The sequence below is a fragment of the Brachybacterium ginsengisoli genome, from assembly GCF_002407065.1.
GTDB lineage: Bacteria > Actinomycetota > Actinomycetes > Actinomycetales > Dermabacteraceae > Brachybacterium > Brachybacterium ginsengisoli.
Genome location: NZ_CP023564.1, coordinates 257197 through 272296, shown reverse-complemented (window position 1 = coordinate 272296; position 15100 = coordinate 257197). Strand labels below are relative to the sequence as shown.

Genomic DNA, 15100 nt, shown 5'->3' with positions numbered 1-15100 from the left:
ATCGGCCGGGCGGGGCCGGTGGTCCAGCGCCCGCGGCACCCCGCCGCGCCGCTCAGGAGCTCTTCGGAGTCTCCCCGGTGGACCAGAAGTACAGCAGGTCGGTGCCGTTCAGCAGTCGATCCCCGATGGCCCGCTGCTGGTAGATCACTGGGTTGTGGGAGGAGAGGGTGCGGGCGTTGCGCCAGTGGCGGTCCAGCGCGCGGGAGGTCGAGGTGGCCGACGCCCCTCCCACCTCGAACAGGTCGGTGGTCACCGAGAGCACGTCGGGCACCACGGTGAGCTGCGCCTGGATGGTGCGCAGCTCCGCGGCGTCGATCCGGGCGTCACGATCATCCTCCGAGGCGGAGCGGGCGACCTCGAGGGCCCGGGCGGCGGCGAGCACCGCGTCCTCGGCGGCGGCCACGCGCGCCGAGATCCGGCCGATGACCTGCTGGACCAGCGGATCCTGGGCCGCGGTGGCGCCGCTGCCCTGGGAGTAGACGCGGGTGCGGGAGCGGACGAAGCCGACCGCGTCGCGCAGGGCGGCCCGCGCCACGCCCACGAGCGAGGAGAGCAGCACGAGCTGGAGGAAGGAGGTCTGGGTGGTGGGGGCGCCGTCCCCGCCGTTCGGCCGGACCCGGACCTGGTCGGCGGGGACGCTCACGCCCTCGAAGAGCGTGGAGCCGCTGCCGGTGAGGATCTGGCCGAAGCCGTCCCAGTCGTCGCGCAGGGTCACCCCGGGGGCGTCGGCGCGCACGGTGACACGGGCCCGCCCGCCGTCCTCGGTGCGGGCGGAGACGTCGATCCAGTCCGCGAACAGCGACCCGGTGGAGTAGTGCTTCTCGCCGTCCAGCCGATAGCCGTCTCCGTCGCGGACCACGGTGGTGCTCAGGTCGCCGACCGTCGCGGTGCTGCGCTCATGGCTGGCGTTGCCGAACACCGCGCCGGCGGCGATCGACTCGAGCCGCTGATCGGCCTCGGGCCCCTGCTCCCCCAGCAGCAGCTCCTCGACGTGGGAGAAGTGCGCGCGCAGCAGCTGGGGGAGGTTCGAATCCGCCTCCCCGAGGTCGATGAGCAGGCGGAAGAAGGTCTCGATCCCGGCACCGTGGCCGCCGCGCGCGAGCGGGACGGTGAGCGCGGTGAACCCGACCTCGGTGAGCGCCCGCACCTCCGCATGGGGAAGGCGGCGCTCCCGGTCACGGTCGGCGGAGCCGGCGGCGATCTCCTGGAGCACCGGGGCGAAGCGCTCGCGCAGCGCCGCGTAGTCGCCGGGGGCGTCCGGCGCCGCGGGATGGACCCAGCGGGAAGCGACTGCGGGGGCGGTGGGGACTGCGGGGGCGGTGGGGGCGATCATGCGATCTCCTCGAGCTCGGGGCGGGGCAGCGCGGCGACGAGCTGCCGGGTGTAGGGATGGCGGGGCGTGCGCAGCACCTCGTCGGCGGTGCCGGACTCGACGATCCGTCCGTGCTGCATCACCAGCACGCGGTCGCTGACGTGGTGGATGACGCCGAGGTCGTGCGAGATGAACAGGTACGCGGTGCCGAGCGCCTGCTGGAGATCCGCGAGCAGGTCGAGCACCTGCGCCTGGACGGACACGTCCAGGGCGGAGACCGGCTCGTCCAGCACCAGCACCTCGGGATCGGTGGCCAGCGCGCGGGCGATCGCCGCCCGCTGCCGCTGCCCGCCGGACAGGGTCAGGGGATGCCGGGCGGCGAAGGACGGATCCAGCCCGACGGCGCGCAGCAGCTCGGCGACCCGCTCGGTGCGCTCCTCGGCACCGCCGCAGCGTCCGCCCTCGGCACCTCTGCGCCGGGCCGACGGGAGGGCGTCGGCGATGGTGCGGCCCACGGTCCAGCGCGGATCGAAGGAGGACAGCGGATCCTGCTGCACCACCGCGATGCGCCGACGCCTCGCCCGTCGGCGGCGCTCGGGGATCCCCGTCCACGGCTCGCCGTCGAGGGCGACGGCGCCGGTGGTGGGCTCGGTGAGGGCGAGCGCCATCCAGGCGGTGGTGGACTTGCCCGAGCCGGACTCCCCCACGATGCCGAGGGTCTCCCCCGGGTGCAGGGAGAAGGAGACGTCCTCGACGACCGCGCGGGTGCGGCCGTCGGGACCGCGGTAGCTCTTGCCCAGACCGTCGGCGGTGAGCACCGGGACCGTCGTGTCCCGCGGCGGGGCGTCCTCGGAGCGGGTGGACAGGGTGATCGGGGAGGGCGGCAGGTCCGAGAGCCGCTCCCCGCGGGATCCGGCCGACGGGATCGCGGCCAGCAGGCGCCGCGTGTACGGGTCCTGCGGGGCGGTGAGCACCTGCGAGGTGGGACCCTCCTCGACGACGCGGCCGTGGTGCATGACCAGCACGTGGTCCGCGAGGCGTTCGACGACGGAGAGGTCGTGGCTGATGAGGATCAGGGCGCGGCCGGCGGCGAGGTTCTGCTCGAGCAGCTCCAGGATCTGCGACTGCACGGTGACATCCAGCGCGGTGGTGGGCTCGTCGGCGATGAGCACCTCGGGGTCCAGGGCGAGGGCCGCCGCGATCAGCGCGCGCTGTCGCAGCCCGCCGGAGAGCTCGCTCGGCAGCTGACGGGCCCGCAGCTCGGGCTCGGGCACGCTCACCGAGGTGAGGAGGTCCTGCACCCGCTGCGGGTGCTGGGAGCGGGGCACGCCGTGGGCTCGCAGCGGCTCGGCGATCTCGGTGCCCACCTTCCGCAGCGGGTCCAGCGAGACCAGCGCGTCCTGGAGCACGTAGCCGATGCGGCTGCCGCGCAGGGCGCGGAGCTCCTGCTCGGTCGCGGAGAGGACGTCCACCCCGACGTCGAGGGTGGATGCGGTGACCTCGGCGCGGGGTCCGTTCAGCCCGAGCAGGCTGCGGGCGGTCACGGACTTCCCCGAGCCGGACTCCCCGACGATCCCGAGGCAGGTGCCGGGCCCAAGGGAGAAGGAGACGTCGTGGACCACCTCGTGCCCGTCGAAGGAGACGGAGAGGTTCCGGGCGGTGATCAGGTCGGTCATCGCAGGGCTCCTGCATCGGTCGCGCGCTGCAGCCGTCGGCCCAGGACGGTCAGCGACAGGGTGAACACCACGATGGTGATGCCGGGGAAGAAGTCCATCCACCAGGCCTGCTGGATGTAGGTGCGTCCGGCGTTGAGCATCGCTCCCCATTCCGCGGTGGGCGGCTGCACGCCCATGCCCAGGAAGCCCAGCGCCGCAGCCCACACGATGGCCTGGCCCACGCCCAGGGTGACCAGCACCGTCAGGGGACGGAAGGCGTTGGGGAGGATGGTGCGGACCAGGATCCGCAGCGGCGGGTGGCCGAGGGCGCGGGCCGCCTCGACGTAGGCGCTGCCGCGCACCACGAGCAGCTGGCCGCGCACCATGCGGGCGTAGCCCGGCATTGTCGCGAGGCCGACGGCGACCATCTGGGTGAGGGCGCTGTTGCCGTAGACGGCGATGAGGATCAGGGCGAGCAGAATGCCGGGGAAGGCGTAGAGGACCTCGATCACGCGGGTCACGGCGCCGTCGGCGATCCGACCGCCGAGTCCGCCCAGCAGCCCCAGCACGAGGGCGCCGGCGAGGCCGATCCCGGTCGCGCCGATCCCGATCACGAGCGACTGGCGGGCGCCGTGGATAACGCGGCTGAACACGTCGCGGCCGGACTGGTCGGTGCCGAAGACGTGCTCGGCGCTGGGCGGGGCGAAGCTCTCCGAGAGGCTGATCTCCAGCGGGTCCTGCGGGGCCAGCAGGTCCGGGAGCAGGGCCGCGAGGACGACCGCGCCAACCACGGCGCCGGCGGCCACGAGGCCGATCCGGCCGGGTGCCGGGGCCCGGCGGGAGGGGCGGGGGACGGGGGCGGCCTCGGGCTCGGCGACCGGGGCGGCGGGAGGGGCGAGGGTGGTCATGCGGCACGTCCGATCGAGTGGCGGAGGCGGGGGTCGACGAGCACGGAGGCGAGGTCGCTGAGGATGTTGGCGACCACGTAGACGGCGGCGACCACGAAGGTCACCCCGATCACGAGCGGCAGGTCCTGGGCGGTGACGGCGGCGACGAGCACCTGGCCGATGCCCTGACGGGAGAAGATCACCTCGACCACCACCGCTCCGGAGATGAGGGAGCCGAGGCCCCAGCCGGAGAGGGCGATCCCGGGAAGGGCGGCGTGGCGCAGCACCTGGCGCCATCTCACGTCCCCGGGGCGGGCGCCGCGGGAGAGGGCGGAGAGCACGAAGGGCTGGCGCAGGGCGACGTCGAACTCGTCACGGGTGACCTGGGCGAGGAAGCCTCCCAGCGGGATCCCGAGGGTGAGCGCGGGCAGGATCAGCCCGGCCGGGCCGTCGTCGACCACGGGCAGCCACTGCAGGACCACCGCGAAGACCACCAGCAGCACCACGCCCAGCCAGAAGTGGGGCAGCGCGGCGAGGACGACCTCGATCGCGGAGCCGAGGCGGCCCCAGCGGCCGGGGCGCCCGGCGGTGGCGAGGGTCAGGGCGATCGCGATCGCCCAGGCGATCAGCAGCGCGGCCCCGGTGAGCTGCAGCGTGGGGGCGATCTGCTCGGCGACGATCGAGACCACGGACTGCTTCATGGTGTAGGACTCGCCGAGGTCCAGCACGGCGAGCCCGGCGAGGAAGTGGCCGTACTGGACCAGCACGGGCTGGTCGAAGCCGTACTGCTCGCGCACCGCCTCGAGGGTCTCCTCGGGCGGGTTCGCGGAGGCGCCGCCGAGGATGGTCAGCGCCGGGTCCCCGGGCACCATGTGCTGGAGGAAGAACACGATCGTCGCCACCGCCCACAGCAGCAGGAGAGAGGAGGCGATGGTGGTCAGGATCCGGCGCAGCAGGGGGCGGGCGCGTCGTCCCTCCGGGGCGGCGGGAGCCTCCCGGGGGGAGAGTGCGTCGGGCACCTCGGGGGCGGCCGGGGTGTCGGCGGGTGTCGTCGTCGCGGTCATCTCAGAGTCCGTCCCGGATCAGGTAGGCGTCGTGGAGGACCGGCTCGCCCTCGCTGGGTTCGATCCAGATGTCCGAGACGAGGTCGGCGCGGATCGCGAGCCGGGTCTGGATCGGGTAGAGCGGGATGTGCCAGGCCTGCTCGGTCAGCAGCTTCTGGGCACGGGTGTAGAGCTCCTGCTGCCGGTCGGCGTCGGTGGTGGCGGCGGCCTCGAGGAGGGTCTGGTCCAGCTCCTCGTCGAAGGCGTAGGAGACGTTCTGGCCGTTGTCGATCTCGTACGTCTCCTGCGAGAACTTGATGTACATGACCCCGGCCGTGGGGCTGTTCCAGTAGCCGGCGCGGATGTCGAAGGCGGTCCTGTCGCGGCGGATCGCCGTGAGGGAGGCGGCGTCGGTGGGGATCAGCTGCACGTCCACCCCGACCCGGAGCTCCATGGCCTGGAAGTTCTGGAGGATGGTGAGGTCCGCCGGAGGCGTCTCGCCGGGGTCGGAGGCGTAGGGCAGGCGCAGGGTGAGGCGTTCCCCGTCGCGGGTGCGGTACCCGGCCTCGTCGCGCGCGGTCCAGCCCGCCTCGTCCAGCAGCGCGTTCGCGCGGGCCTCGTCGTAGGGGTAGGGCTGGTGGTAGGCCTCGTCGTAGAACGGGGTGCCGGTCGAGATCGCGTTGCCCTCATAGGGGAACACCCCGGCATAGGCGCTGGTGACGATCCCCGGTGCGTCCGCGGCGTGCACGAGGGCGCGGCGCACGCGGAGGTCGGCGAGCGCCGGATGGGTGGTGTTGAGGTCCAGTGCATAGGGCACGCAGGAGTGCACGAAGTCCTGCGTCTCGATCCGGTCGTCGGCCGTCGCGGTGGGCACGGACTCGGGCGGGAGGTTGAAGATCGCGTGCACCTTCCCGGAGGCGAGCGCGCCGTAGCGGGCGGTGTTGTCCTTGAGGAAGCGCCAGATGAGCCGCTCCGCGTAGGCGGGTCCCTGATGCTTCGCATCGGCCGGGGCGGAATTGTGGTCCTCGTTGCGCACCATGACCACCTCCTGGTTGCGCCGCCACTCGAGGATTTTGAAGGGCCCGGTCCCCACGGGCGCCTCGCAGTTCTCCGCCAGCCCGCGCGCCATCGCCTTCGGCGACTCGATGCCGAAGAACGCCTGCGCCAGGACGGTGAGCAGCGGGGAGTAGGGGCGCTTGAGCGTCACGCGCACCACGAGGTCGGAGACCGATTCGGCGGAGACGAAGTACGGCGAGAGATAGAGCAGCGCGGTGGAGGACTGGGTCTCGGGATCCATGATCTGCTCGAAGTTCGCGACCACCGCGTCGGCGTCGAGCACCTCGCCGTCGGTGAAGCGCACCCCCTCCTGGAGGGTGAAGTCGTAGACCAGCCCATCCTCGGAGATCTCCCACGAGCTCGCCAGCCACGGCACCACGCTGCCGTCGGGCCGCATCGACACGAGCGAGTCGAGGTACTGGCGGGAGATGTAGGTCTGGGGCATGTCCCCGCTGTTGTGCGGGTCCAGGCAGGTGGGCTCGCGGTCGGTCGCGAAGACGAGCTCGCCGCCCTCCCGGGTGCCGGCCGGGAGATCCGCGGCCGGCGACGCGCCCGTGCTCCCGCAGGCGCCCAGCACGGAGCCCGCGCCAGCGGCGGCGAGGCCGGTCATGAGGGATCGTCGGCGCACGGGGCCTCCTTCTTCCGGGGACGTCCGGCGGATCCCGGACCTCGGAAACACTAGGGACTGCCCCAAGCTGCACCTAGCACCGTGACGGCACGTAAACGGCGATGACATCCGCCCTCCCGTGCGGGGCGCGACGGGGCCCGTGGGGCCATCCGCCGTCATCGGAGTTCACGGGAGGTGCGCGAAGCGGCCGCTGGGCGTGAGGGTTCCAGGACCACCTCCCCCGGCCGAACGGACGACCCATGGCTCCCAAGCCCCTGATCCTGAACCTCTTCGAGATGAACTGCGTCGGCCACATCACGCACGGGCTGTGGCGGCTGCCGGACAACAACCGCCACCGCTACACGGACCTCGAGTACTGGACGGAGCTCGCGCGCATCGCGGAGGAGGGCGGGTTCACGGCGATCTTCATCGCCGACGTGGTGGGCGCGTACGACGTCTACGGCGGCTCCGCCGAGACCGCGCTGCGCGAGGGGCTGCAGATCCCGAACAACGACCCGATGCTCGTGGTCCCGGCGATGGCCGCCGTCACCGAGCGCCTCGGCTTCGGCATCACCTTCTCCACCAGCTACGAGCCGCCGTTCGCCTTCGCGCGGCGCATGTCCACCCTGGACCACCTCACGAAGGGCCGCGTGGGCTGGAACATCGTCACCTCGTACCTCCCCAATGCGGCGCGGAACTTCGGTCTCGCGGAGGAGATCGAGCACGACCACCGCTACGAGATCGCCGACGAATACCTCGAGGTGCTCTACAAGCTGTGGGAGGGCTCCTGGGACGAGGGGGCCGTGGTGCGGAACGCCGAGGGGAACGTGTACACCGATCCGGAGAAGGTGCACCGCATCGACCACCAGGGGGAGCACTTCTCGGTCGCCGGGCCGCATCTGTCCGAGCCGTCCCTGCAGCGCACGCCCACCCTGATCCTCGCCACCGCCTCCCCGGCCGGTGCGCTGCGCGCGGGCCGCCACGCGGAGCTGGTGTTCACCCACGGCCCGCTGCTGGAGCGGACCGTCCCGGCGGTGCGCGCCGCCGCCGAGGAGGCGGGCCGGAACCCGTCGGACCCGAAGTTCGTGGTGCAGGCCGCCGTGATCACCGCCCCCACCCAGGAGGAGGTCGACGCGAAGCTCGCCCAGTACCTGGAGCATCGCTCCACCGAGGGGATGCTGGTGCACCAGTCGGTCCCGATCCGCGCCCTGGATCATCCGCGCGATCGGACCATCGCCGAGGCGCTCGAGGTCGAGGGCCTCCCGCCGGACACCCCCGTGGGGCGCAAGGGCGCGCACGAGACGGTCGGCGATCTGCTGGACGCGGTGGACGAGGCCTGGCAGGACCGGTTCTTCGTGGCGGGCACGCCCGAGGTGGTGGCCGACGCGATCGAGCACTGGCTGGACGTGGACGGGATCGACGGCATCAACCTGCGCCAGTACCACTCCTTCGACACGGTGCGCGACTTCGCCGAGCTGGTCTCCCCGATCCTGCGTGAGCGCGGTCGCCTGCCCGAGCAGGGCTCGACGCTGCGCGCGCGCCTGACCGGCACGGACCGGCTGCCCGAGGAGCACCCGGCCGCCGCGCACCGCGGTGCGTTCCACGGGCGCGGGGTCTGACCGCCCCGCAGGGCTGACAATGGTCGGGACGCACCGCCCGGACCAAGGAGCCGATCCCCCATGACCGCCCCGCAGCCGCTGCTCGATCTCAACGCCGACCTCGGAGAGGGCTACGGCGACTGGTCGATGGGCGACGACGCCGCGATGCTCGAGGTGGTGACCACCGCGAACATCGCCTGCGGCGGCCACGCGGGCGACGCCCGGACGATGCGCGCGGCGACCCGGGCGGCCGCCGCCCGCGGCGTGGCGATCACGGCGCACGTCGCCTACCCGGACCGTGCAGGCTTCGGCCGACGCTTCCTCGACATGGCCCCCGCGGATCTCACCGACGAGGTGATCGTGCAGGTCGGGGCGCTGCAGGCGATGGCACGCGCCGAGGGGACGAGCGTGCGGGGCGTGAAGCCGCACGGCGCCCTCTACAACGCCCTCGCCCACCACGCGGGCCAGGCCGCCGCCGTGGTCGAGGCGCTGTGTCAGCTCGAGGGACTGCCGCTGGTGGCCGCCCCCGGCGCCGCGGTCGTGGAGCCCGCCCGGGAAGCCGGGCTCGAGGTGGTCCTCGAGGGCTTCGCCGACCGCGCCTACCGCGCCGACGGCACGCTCACCCCGCGCACCCTCCCGGGGGCGGTGCTGACGGATCCCGCGGCGGTCGCGGCGCAGGCGCTGTCGATCGCGACGCAGCAGGGGGTGCGGGCGGCCGACGGCAGCTGGGTGGATCTGCCGGTGCGGTCGCTGTGCCTGCACGGGGACACCCCCGGAGCGGTGGAGCTCGCCCGCACGGTCCACGCCCGCCTCGAGGAGGCCGGTGTGGTGCTCGGGGCCGCGCTGTGAGTGAGGCTCCCGGCCGCCCGGCTCGCCCGGCCCGGCTCGATCCGCCCTCGGCCGTGCACCGCGCCGGGGAGAGCGCGCTGCTGGCCCAGTACCCCGGCACCGCCGAGGTCCTCGCCGCGGCGGCCGCGGTGCGCGAGCTCGACCCGGCGCATCTGATCGACCTGGTCCCTGCCGAGCGCACGCTGCTGCTGGTGGGGAGCGCGGCCCGGGATCTGCCGGACTTCGCGGCCCTGCTGCGGGATCTCCCGGCCTCCGCCGGGCAGGCCGGAGCGGGCGACGAGGTGAGCATCGACGTCGTCTACGACGGGGAGGATCTCGCCGAGGTCGCCGAACTGCTGGGCATGAGCACCGGGGCACTGATCTCCGCGCACAGCGGGACCCTCTGGACCGCGGCCTTCGGCGGCTTCGCCCCCGGCTTCGCCTACCTGCTGCCGGAGCCGGCTCCTGGGGCCGACGGCGGCGCTGACGCAGGCGCCGCCCCCGTCGGCACGCCGTGGGAGGTGCCGCGCCGCGCCGAGCCCCGCACCACCGTGCCCGCAGGCGCCGTCGGCCTCGCCTCCCGGTACTGCGGGATCTACCCCCGCCCCTCCCCCGGCGGCTGGCAGCTGATCGGCCGCAGCGACGCCGCGCTGTTCGACGCCGACCGGGAGCCGCCCGCCCTGCTCACGCCCGGCACCCGGGTGCGCTTCACCCCGCAGCGGGCGAGCGCGAGGATCCCCGTGCCCGCCGTCGGGCGCCGAGTCCGACGCCGCCCGGCGGAGCCGGAGAACAGCTCCCCCACGACGGCACGGCCCGCCCTGGAGATCCTCTCCCCCGGCCCCCTCGCCCTGCTGGAGGACGGCGGCCGCCCGGGCCGGGCCGCGAGCGGGGTGAGCCGCTCCGGCGCCTTCGATCAGGGCGCGATGCTGCGGGCGGATCTCGCGGTGGGCAACCCCTCCGGGGCCGCCGTGCTCGAGGCCCTCGCCGGAGGGCTGCAGCTGCGCGCCCTCGCGCCGATCGTGCTCGCCGTCTCCGGGGCCCGCGCCCCGATCGCGCTGCACCGCGCCGACGAGGAGGGCGCCGACCGCGACCTCGACCCGCAGGCGAGCCACGAGCTGCCGCTCGCCCTGGACCCCGGGGACCTGCTCGAGGTGGGCCCTGTGACCGACGGGCTGCGCCTGGTCCTGGCCGTGCGCGGCGGCCTGCTCGGCACCTCCGGCACGCTCCCCGTGCTCGGCTCCCGCTCGCGCGACACGCTCTCCGCCCTGGGTCCGGCGGCGCTGACGGCCGGGGACCTGCTGGTCGTCGGCCCCACGACGGGCCTGGACGCCGTGCCGGTCCCGATCCCTGCTCGCGAGCCCCCTCCCGCTGGAGACTCCTCGACCGCGACGGATCCGCTCGAGATCCCCCTGCACGCCGGCCCGCGGGACGCCCTGCTGGGGGCGCCCGCCCTCGACCAGCTGCTGGCCACCCCCTGGCGGGTGCGCCCGGACTCGAACCGGGTGGGGGTGCGGCTGGATGGCGAGCCGCTCACCGTCCCGTCGGGCTCCGCCACCCTGCCGAGCGAGCCGATGGTGCCGGGCGCGATCCAGGTGCCGCCCTCCGGGCTCCCCGTGGTGTTCGGCCCGGACCATCCCACCACCGGCGGCTATCCGGTGATCGCCGTGGTGACCCGCACCGGGCTGGACCGCCTGGCGCAGGCGGGGGCCGGGACGGGGCTGCGGTTCGTGCTCGTGCCGTGACAGGTGACCCCATGACACGATGGCCCCATGCCTCGCCTGCTCCCGGAGCCCGCCTACTTCGCCTCCCTGCCCAAGGCCATCACCTCGGGCGCCGTGATCCTGCGGGACGAGCACGACCATCTGGTCATCGAGAAGCCGAACTACCGCGACCACTGGCTGCTGCCCGGCGGCGGGGTCGACGCGGGCGAGGACGCCCGGCAGTGCGCCCAGCGGGAGGTGCTCGAGGAGCTCGGCCTCGACCTCGAGGTGGGGCGGCTGCTCGCCGTCGACTGGCTGCCCGCGAGCGCCGTGCGCAGCGCCCCGATGGGCGTGCACTTCCTCTTCGACGCCGGGGTGATCCCGCGGGCCGAGCTGGAGGCGAAGGTGGTCCCGCAGGCCGCCGAGCTCGACGACTGGGCGCTGATCCCCGAGTCGGAGGCACACCTGCTCTCCCCCTGGGGCGCCGCCCGTGCGCGGCGGGCGCTCGCGGTGCTCCGCGGCGAGGCCGAGGTGGACCTGGTCGCCCACCCACGGCCCTGACGCCCCGGAAGCCCTGACCCGGGAGTCCGGACGCGCCCGGGCGAATCCGAGACGCATCTGAGACCTCGGCCTTTTTCTCACTCCGACCAGGAGGGCCGTGCCCGCAGGTCACGCCGGGCGGCGCTCCCCTGTGATCGGGGCCGCAGGATTCCCCTCGGGGATGGGCCATGATGTGCCCCAGCCCGATTCCCCGTCGACGGAGACATGCATGAACCCCTCGGCCTCCTCCTCCCCGGCCCCGAGCACCGTCGTCGCCGCGCCGACCCGGTCCCAGCGCCTGGATCGCCTCCCCTTCACCCGCAAGCACGGCAAGCTCCTCGGCGCCTCCGGCATCGGCTGGGCGCTCGACGCGATGGACGTGGGCCTGATCTCCTTCGTCATCGCCGCGCTCAGCGTCCACTGGGAGCTGAGCAAGGGGGACGGCTCGCTCATCGCCTCCGCCGGGTTCGCCGGCATGGCGATCGGTGCCAGCGTGGGCGGCCTGCTGGCCGACCGCATCGGCCGCCGCTCCGTCTTCGCGCTCACCCTGCTGATCTACGGCCTGGCCACCGGCGCCTCCGCGCTCGCGATGGGCGTGGGCGCCCTGATCGCGCTGCGCTTCGTGGTGGGCCTCGGGCTCGGCGCCGAGCTGCCCGTCGCCTCCACCCTGATGAGCGAGTTCGCCCCGGCGCGGATCCGGGGCCGCGTGGTGGTCTGGCTCGAGGCGTTCTGGGCGCTGGGCTGGATCCTCGCCGCCCTGATCGGCACCTTCATCGCCGCCTCCGGGCCGACGGGCTGGCGCTGGGCGCTCGCGCTCGGCCTCGTGCCCGCGATCTACTCCCTCGTGATCCGCTGGGGCATGCCCGAGTCGGTCCGCTTCCTGGAGAAGAAGGGCCGCACCGAGGAGGCGGAGCAGGTGGTGCGCAGCTTCGAGGCCTCCGCCGGGATCGACGCCGACGCGGCCCACCAGATCCGCTCCGACGAGATCGCCGAGGCCGATCCGGTCGAGACCACCGGCGGGATCTGGTCCAGGCCGCTGCGGGCCCGCACCGCCGGGCTGTGGGCGGTGTGGTTCTGCATCAACCTCTCCTACTACGGCGCGTTCATCTGGATCCCCACGCTGCTGGTGGACCGCGGCTTCGACCTCACCCGCTCCTTCGCCTTCACGCTCATCATCACCCTCGCCCAGATCCCCGGCTACGCGGCCGCGGCCTGGCTGATCGAGGTGTTCGGGCGTCGCTGGACCCTCACCGTCTTCCTCACCGGCTCGGCGGTGGCCGCGTCCTTCTACGGCCTCTCGGAGACCGAGTGGGCGATCATCGCGGCCGGCTGCGCGCTGAGCTTCTTCAACCTCGGCGCCTGGGGCGCGCTGTACGCGATCGGGCCGGAGCTCTACCCCACCCGCGTGCGCGGCACCGGCACCGGCGCGGCCGCGGCGTTCGGGCGCATCGCCTCGATGGCGGCCCCGTTCCTGGTGCCCGTCCTGCTGGCCGTGGGAGACCAGATGGTCGTCTTCGCCGTCTTCTCGGTCTGCTTCCTGCTGGCCGCGGCCGCGGCGTTCACGCTGCCCGAGCAGCGCGGCAGGTCGCTCGCGGAGTAGCCGCGAGACGGGACCTGCCGCGCACAGCGGCTCAGGCGGCGGTGTAGCCGCCGTCGATGGACAGGATCGAGCCGGTGACGAAGCTGCTCGCGTCCGAGGCGAGGTACACGGCCGCGCCGGCCAGCTCCTCGGGCTCGCCGGGGCGGCTCATCGGGGTCATGAGGTTCCACTGGTCGATCTGGGCGCCGCCGGCCTCGTAGAAGCCGCGGGTCAGCTCGGTGCGCATGTACCCCGGGGCGATCGCGTTGACGCGCACGCCACGCTCGGCCCACTCCAGCGCCGCGCTGCGGGTGAGGTTGTGGACCGCGGCCTTGGAGGCGTTGTACGACGCCTGGGTCTGCGGGACGTTGGCGATGATGCCGCTCATGGAGCCGGTGTTGATGATGCTGCCGTGCCCGCGCTCGAGCATGCGCCGGCCCACCGCGGAGAGCACGTGGTAGACGCCGTCGAGGTTCAGGCTCATCACCGCGCGCCACTTCTCGCCGTCCCCGTCCTCGAGGGGGTGGTGGATGGTGCGGCCGGCGTTGTTCAGCAGGATCTCGATCCCGCCGGTCTCCTCGTCGATCGCGGCGACGACCTCCTCGACCATCGTCTGGTCGGTGACGTCGAGGTGGCGGTAGGAGACGGAGACGCCGGTCGCGGCGGCGAGCTCCTCGGCGGCGTGCTCGCCGGTCTCGTCGTCGATGTCGGCGAGGACGATGGCGGCGCCGTGGTCGGCCAGGCCGCGGGCCATCGCGAGGCCCAGGCCCTTCGCGCCGCCGGTGACCAGCGCGGTGCGTCCGGTGAGGTCGAAGAGGGGGGAGATGCTCTGTGTCATGTCGGGCTCCTTCTCGGAGATCGGCGAGCACGCCGGGCGGCGCGTCGCGGGAGGGAAGATCGGTGCAGAGGGGTGGGTCGGGACGGGGAGATCAGGCCTCGGCGGCGGCGAGGTCCTTCTTGCCGAGCCGCGGCTGGTCGACCTTCAGCGCGAAGGTCATGAGGAAGGCCAGGCCGTAGAGGACCACGAACGCCCACACCACGCCCACGTTCCCGCCCCAGGGGCGGACGAGGGCGACCACGGCCGAGCCGAGGAAGGTCGCACCGCCCGCGGCGGTGGTGTACATGGCCATCGCGGCGCCCTTGTGGTTCGGGGCCAGCGCCGGCATGATCGCGCCGAGCGGCACGAAGCCCGCCAGCAGGATGCCGAAGACGGTGCCCGCGACGACGGAGACGACGAAGCCCCAGTCGGAGCCGGCCGGCACCCAGTGCGGCACGTACCACCACAGCAGCAGGCCGATCGCCGAGCCGACGATGCCGAACCAGCGCACCGTCGCGGTCCAGCCGAAGCGGTCGCCGAGCGCACCGAAGGCGGCGTTGAACAGGATGTTCCCGGCGAAGATCACCGAGGTCATGAGCAGCCAGCGGGACTGCCCCCAGCCGAGGGTCTCGGCGATCACGGTGGGCAGGATGATGAACATGCCGAACTGCGGGGCGGTGTTGATCAGGCGGGTCAGGAAGCCCATCATCACGCGCTTGTTGGTCAGGGCGAGCCGCACGCCGGAGAGGATCACCTGCGAGGAGCTCTCGCCCTCGGGGGCCAGGCGCCGGTCGCCGTGCGCCTCGCGCACCCCGAACCGGGCGATGAGGAAGCCTGCCACCACGATCGCGGTGGAGGCGGCCATGGCCCACCGCTCGCCGAAGAAGCTGCCGCCGAAGGCGGGGATCATGCCGATCGCGACGAGCGAGCCGATGGTGGGCATGCCGCCGGTGAACATCACGTAGAACCAGCCCACGGCCGCGCCGTTGCGCTCCTTGGGGACCACGGCGTTGATCCACACCAGGAACGAGAAGGCGAACAGCGGGAAGCCGAAGCCGCGCAGCGTGTAGGCGGCGAAGATCAGCGGCACCGACTCGGTGGACAGCGCGCCGAGGAAGGCCGCCTGGAACACCACCCAGACGATCACGCCGAGCAGCATCACCCGGCGGGGGCCCCAGAGGTCCGAGAGCGCGCCGGCGAGGTAGGAGCCGATCAGCGCCGCCAGGGAGTAGAAGGTGATGACGGTGGCGGCGAGGTTGATCATCGCGTCCCCGCCGCCGAACACCTCGGCCATGTGCGGGGAGACGAAGTTGGTCTCCACGCCGTTGCCGGTCATGAAGACGAGGACGCCGAGGAAGCCCCAGCGCAGGGCGTGGGGGATGCCGAGGCGGTCCAGGCGGGTCTCCTGGGAGGACCCGGCGGAGGGGACGGCCGTGCCGTCGGCGGTCGAGGGTGAAGCGGTGCTCATGTCTGCACTC

Annotated in this window: 12 protein-coding genes; 5 read left to right on the top strand and 7 right to left on the bottom strand. The window is 73.5% G+C overall.

The genetic code is table 11. The features are described from left to right. Nucleotides 1–52 precede the first annotated feature (52 nt). Genes CFK41_RS01250 through CFK41_RS01230 form a run of 5 tightly spaced genes read right to left on the bottom strand, consistent with a single transcriptional unit; the run spans nt 53 to nt 6581 of the window. A complete protein-coding gene (locus CFK41_RS01250; RefSeq protein WP_096798034.1) occupies nt 53–1333 on the bottom strand; it encodes an acyl-CoA dehydrogenase family protein in 1281 nt (426 codons plus the stop codon). Then, entirely contained in the window at nt 1330–2988 is a 1659-nt protein-coding gene (locus CFK41_RS01245; RefSeq protein ID WP_096798033.1) for a dipeptide ABC transporter ATP-binding protein, read from the bottom strand. The genes CFK41_RS01250 and CFK41_RS01245 overlap by 4 nt, the downstream gene beginning before the upstream one ends. Further along, on the bottom strand, nt 2985–3875 hold the full coding sequence (locus CFK41_RS01240; protein WP_096798032.1) for an ABC transporter permease: 891 nt from the start codon (nt 3873–3875) through the stop codon (nt 2985–2987). Before CFK41_RS01240 ends, CFK41_RS01245 begins: the two co-directional genes overlap by 4 nt. After that, nucleotides 3872–4918: an ABC transporter permease gene (locus tag CFK41_RS01235; protein WP_227873158.1), complete on the bottom strand. Its 1047-nt coding sequence runs from the start codon at nt 4916–4918 to the stop codon at nt 3872–3874. The genes CFK41_RS01240 and CFK41_RS01235 overlap by 4 nt, the downstream gene beginning before the upstream one ends. A gap of 1 nt (nt 4919) precedes the next feature. Further along, nucleotides 4920–6581 (bottom strand): ABC transporter substrate-binding protein, encoded by a 1662-nt coding sequence (locus CFK41_RS01230; RefSeq protein WP_227873157.1) that lies wholly within the window; start codon nt 6579–6581, stop codon nt 4920–4922. Nucleotides 6582–6820: 239 nt separating this feature from the next. Here CFK41_RS01230 and CFK41_RS01225 point away from each other — a divergent pair, with 239 nt between their 5' ends. From CFK41_RS01225 to CFK41_RS01205, 5 genes are all read left to right on the top strand, one after another. Further along, nucleotides 6821–8179 (top strand): NtaA/DmoA family FMN-dependent monooxygenase, encoded by a 1359-nt coding sequence (locus CFK41_RS01225; RefSeq protein WP_096798030.1) that lies wholly within the window; start codon nt 6821–6823, stop codon nt 8177–8179. A 60-nt stretch (nt 8180–8239) separates the two neighbouring features. Continuing rightward, on the top strand, nt 8240–9007 hold the full coding sequence (locus tag CFK41_RS01220) for a LamB/YcsF family protein (protein ID WP_096798029.1): 768 nt from the start codon (nt 8240–8242) through the stop codon (nt 9005–9007). Next, the gene (locus tag CFK41_RS01215; protein ID WP_096798028.1) at nt 9004–10728 is read left to right on the top strand and encodes a 5-oxoprolinase subunit B/C family protein; all 1725 of its coding nucleotides are present in this window, start codon (nt 9004–9006) and stop codon (nt 10726–10728) included. The genes CFK41_RS01220 and CFK41_RS01215 overlap by 4 nt, the downstream gene beginning before the upstream one ends. 27 nt (nt 10729–10755) lie before the next feature. Beyond that, entirely contained in the window at nt 10756–11247 is a 492-nt protein-coding gene (locus CFK41_RS01210; protein WP_096798027.1) for an NUDIX domain-containing protein, read from the top strand. A gap of 208 nt (nt 11248–11455) precedes the next feature. Further along, nucleotides 11456–12826, top strand: a complete 1371-nt coding sequence (locus CFK41_RS01205; protein ID WP_096798026.1) for an MFS transporter — start codon at nt 11456–11458, stop codon at nt 12824–12826. A 31-nt stretch (nt 12827–12857) separates the two neighbouring features. On the opposite strand, the gene CFK41_RS01200 is transcribed toward CFK41_RS01205, so the two are convergent. Next, nucleotides 12858–13643, bottom strand: coding sequence for an SDR family oxidoreductase (locus CFK41_RS01200; RefSeq protein WP_096798025.1), 786 nt, complete (start codon nt 13641–13643; stop codon nt 12858–12860). Nucleotides 13644–13734: 91 nt separating this feature from the next. Continuing rightward, nucleotides 13735–15090 (bottom strand): MFS transporter, encoded by a 1356-nt coding sequence (locus CFK41_RS01195; RefSeq protein ID WP_096798024.1) that lies wholly within the window; start codon nt 15088–15090, stop codon nt 13735–13737. Nucleotides 15091–15100 lie beyond the last annotated feature (10 nt).

Excerpts from the sequence above, each read along its gene's own strand:
- CFK41_RS01240 (WP_096798032.1), bottom strand. The coding sequence starts at position 3,875 with ATGACCACCCTCGCCCCTCCCGCCGCCCCGGTCGCCGAGCCCGAGGCC.
- CFK41_RS01250 (WP_096798034.1), bottom strand. The coding sequence starts at position 1,333 with ATGATCGCCCCCACCGCCCCCGCAGTCCCCACCGCCCCCGCAGTCGCT.
- CFK41_RS01220 (WP_096798029.1), top strand. The coding sequence starts at position 8,240 with ATGACCGCCCCGCAGCCGCTGCTCGATCTCAACGCCGACCTCGGAGAG.
- CFK41_RS01195 (WP_096798024.1), bottom strand. The coding sequence starts at position 15,090 with ATGAGCACCGCTTCACCCTCGACCGCCGACGGCACGGCCGTCCCCTCC.
- CFK41_RS01225 (WP_096798030.1), top strand. The coding sequence starts at position 6,821 with ATGGCTCCCAAGCCCCTGATCCTGAACCTCTTCGAGATGAACTGCGTC.
- CFK41_RS01245 (WP_096798033.1), bottom strand. The coding sequence starts at position 2,988 with ATGACCGACCTGATCACCGCCCGGAACCTCTCCGTCTCCTTCGACGGG.
- CFK41_RS01235 (WP_227873158.1), bottom strand. The coding sequence starts at position 4,918 with ATGACCGCGACGACGACACCCGCCGACACCCCGGCCGCCCCCGAGGTG.
- CFK41_RS01210 (WP_096798027.1), top strand. The coding sequence starts at position 10,756 with ATGCCTCGCCTGCTCCCGGAGCCCGCCTACTTCGCCTCCCTGCCCAAG.
- CFK41_RS01205 (WP_096798026.1), top strand. The coding sequence starts at position 11,456 with ATGAACCCCTCGGCCTCCTCCTCCCCGGCCCCGAGCACCGTCGTCGCC.
- CFK41_RS01200 (WP_096798025.1), bottom strand. The coding sequence starts at position 13,643 with ATGACACAGAGCATCTCCCCCCTCTTCGACCTCACCGGACGCACCGCG.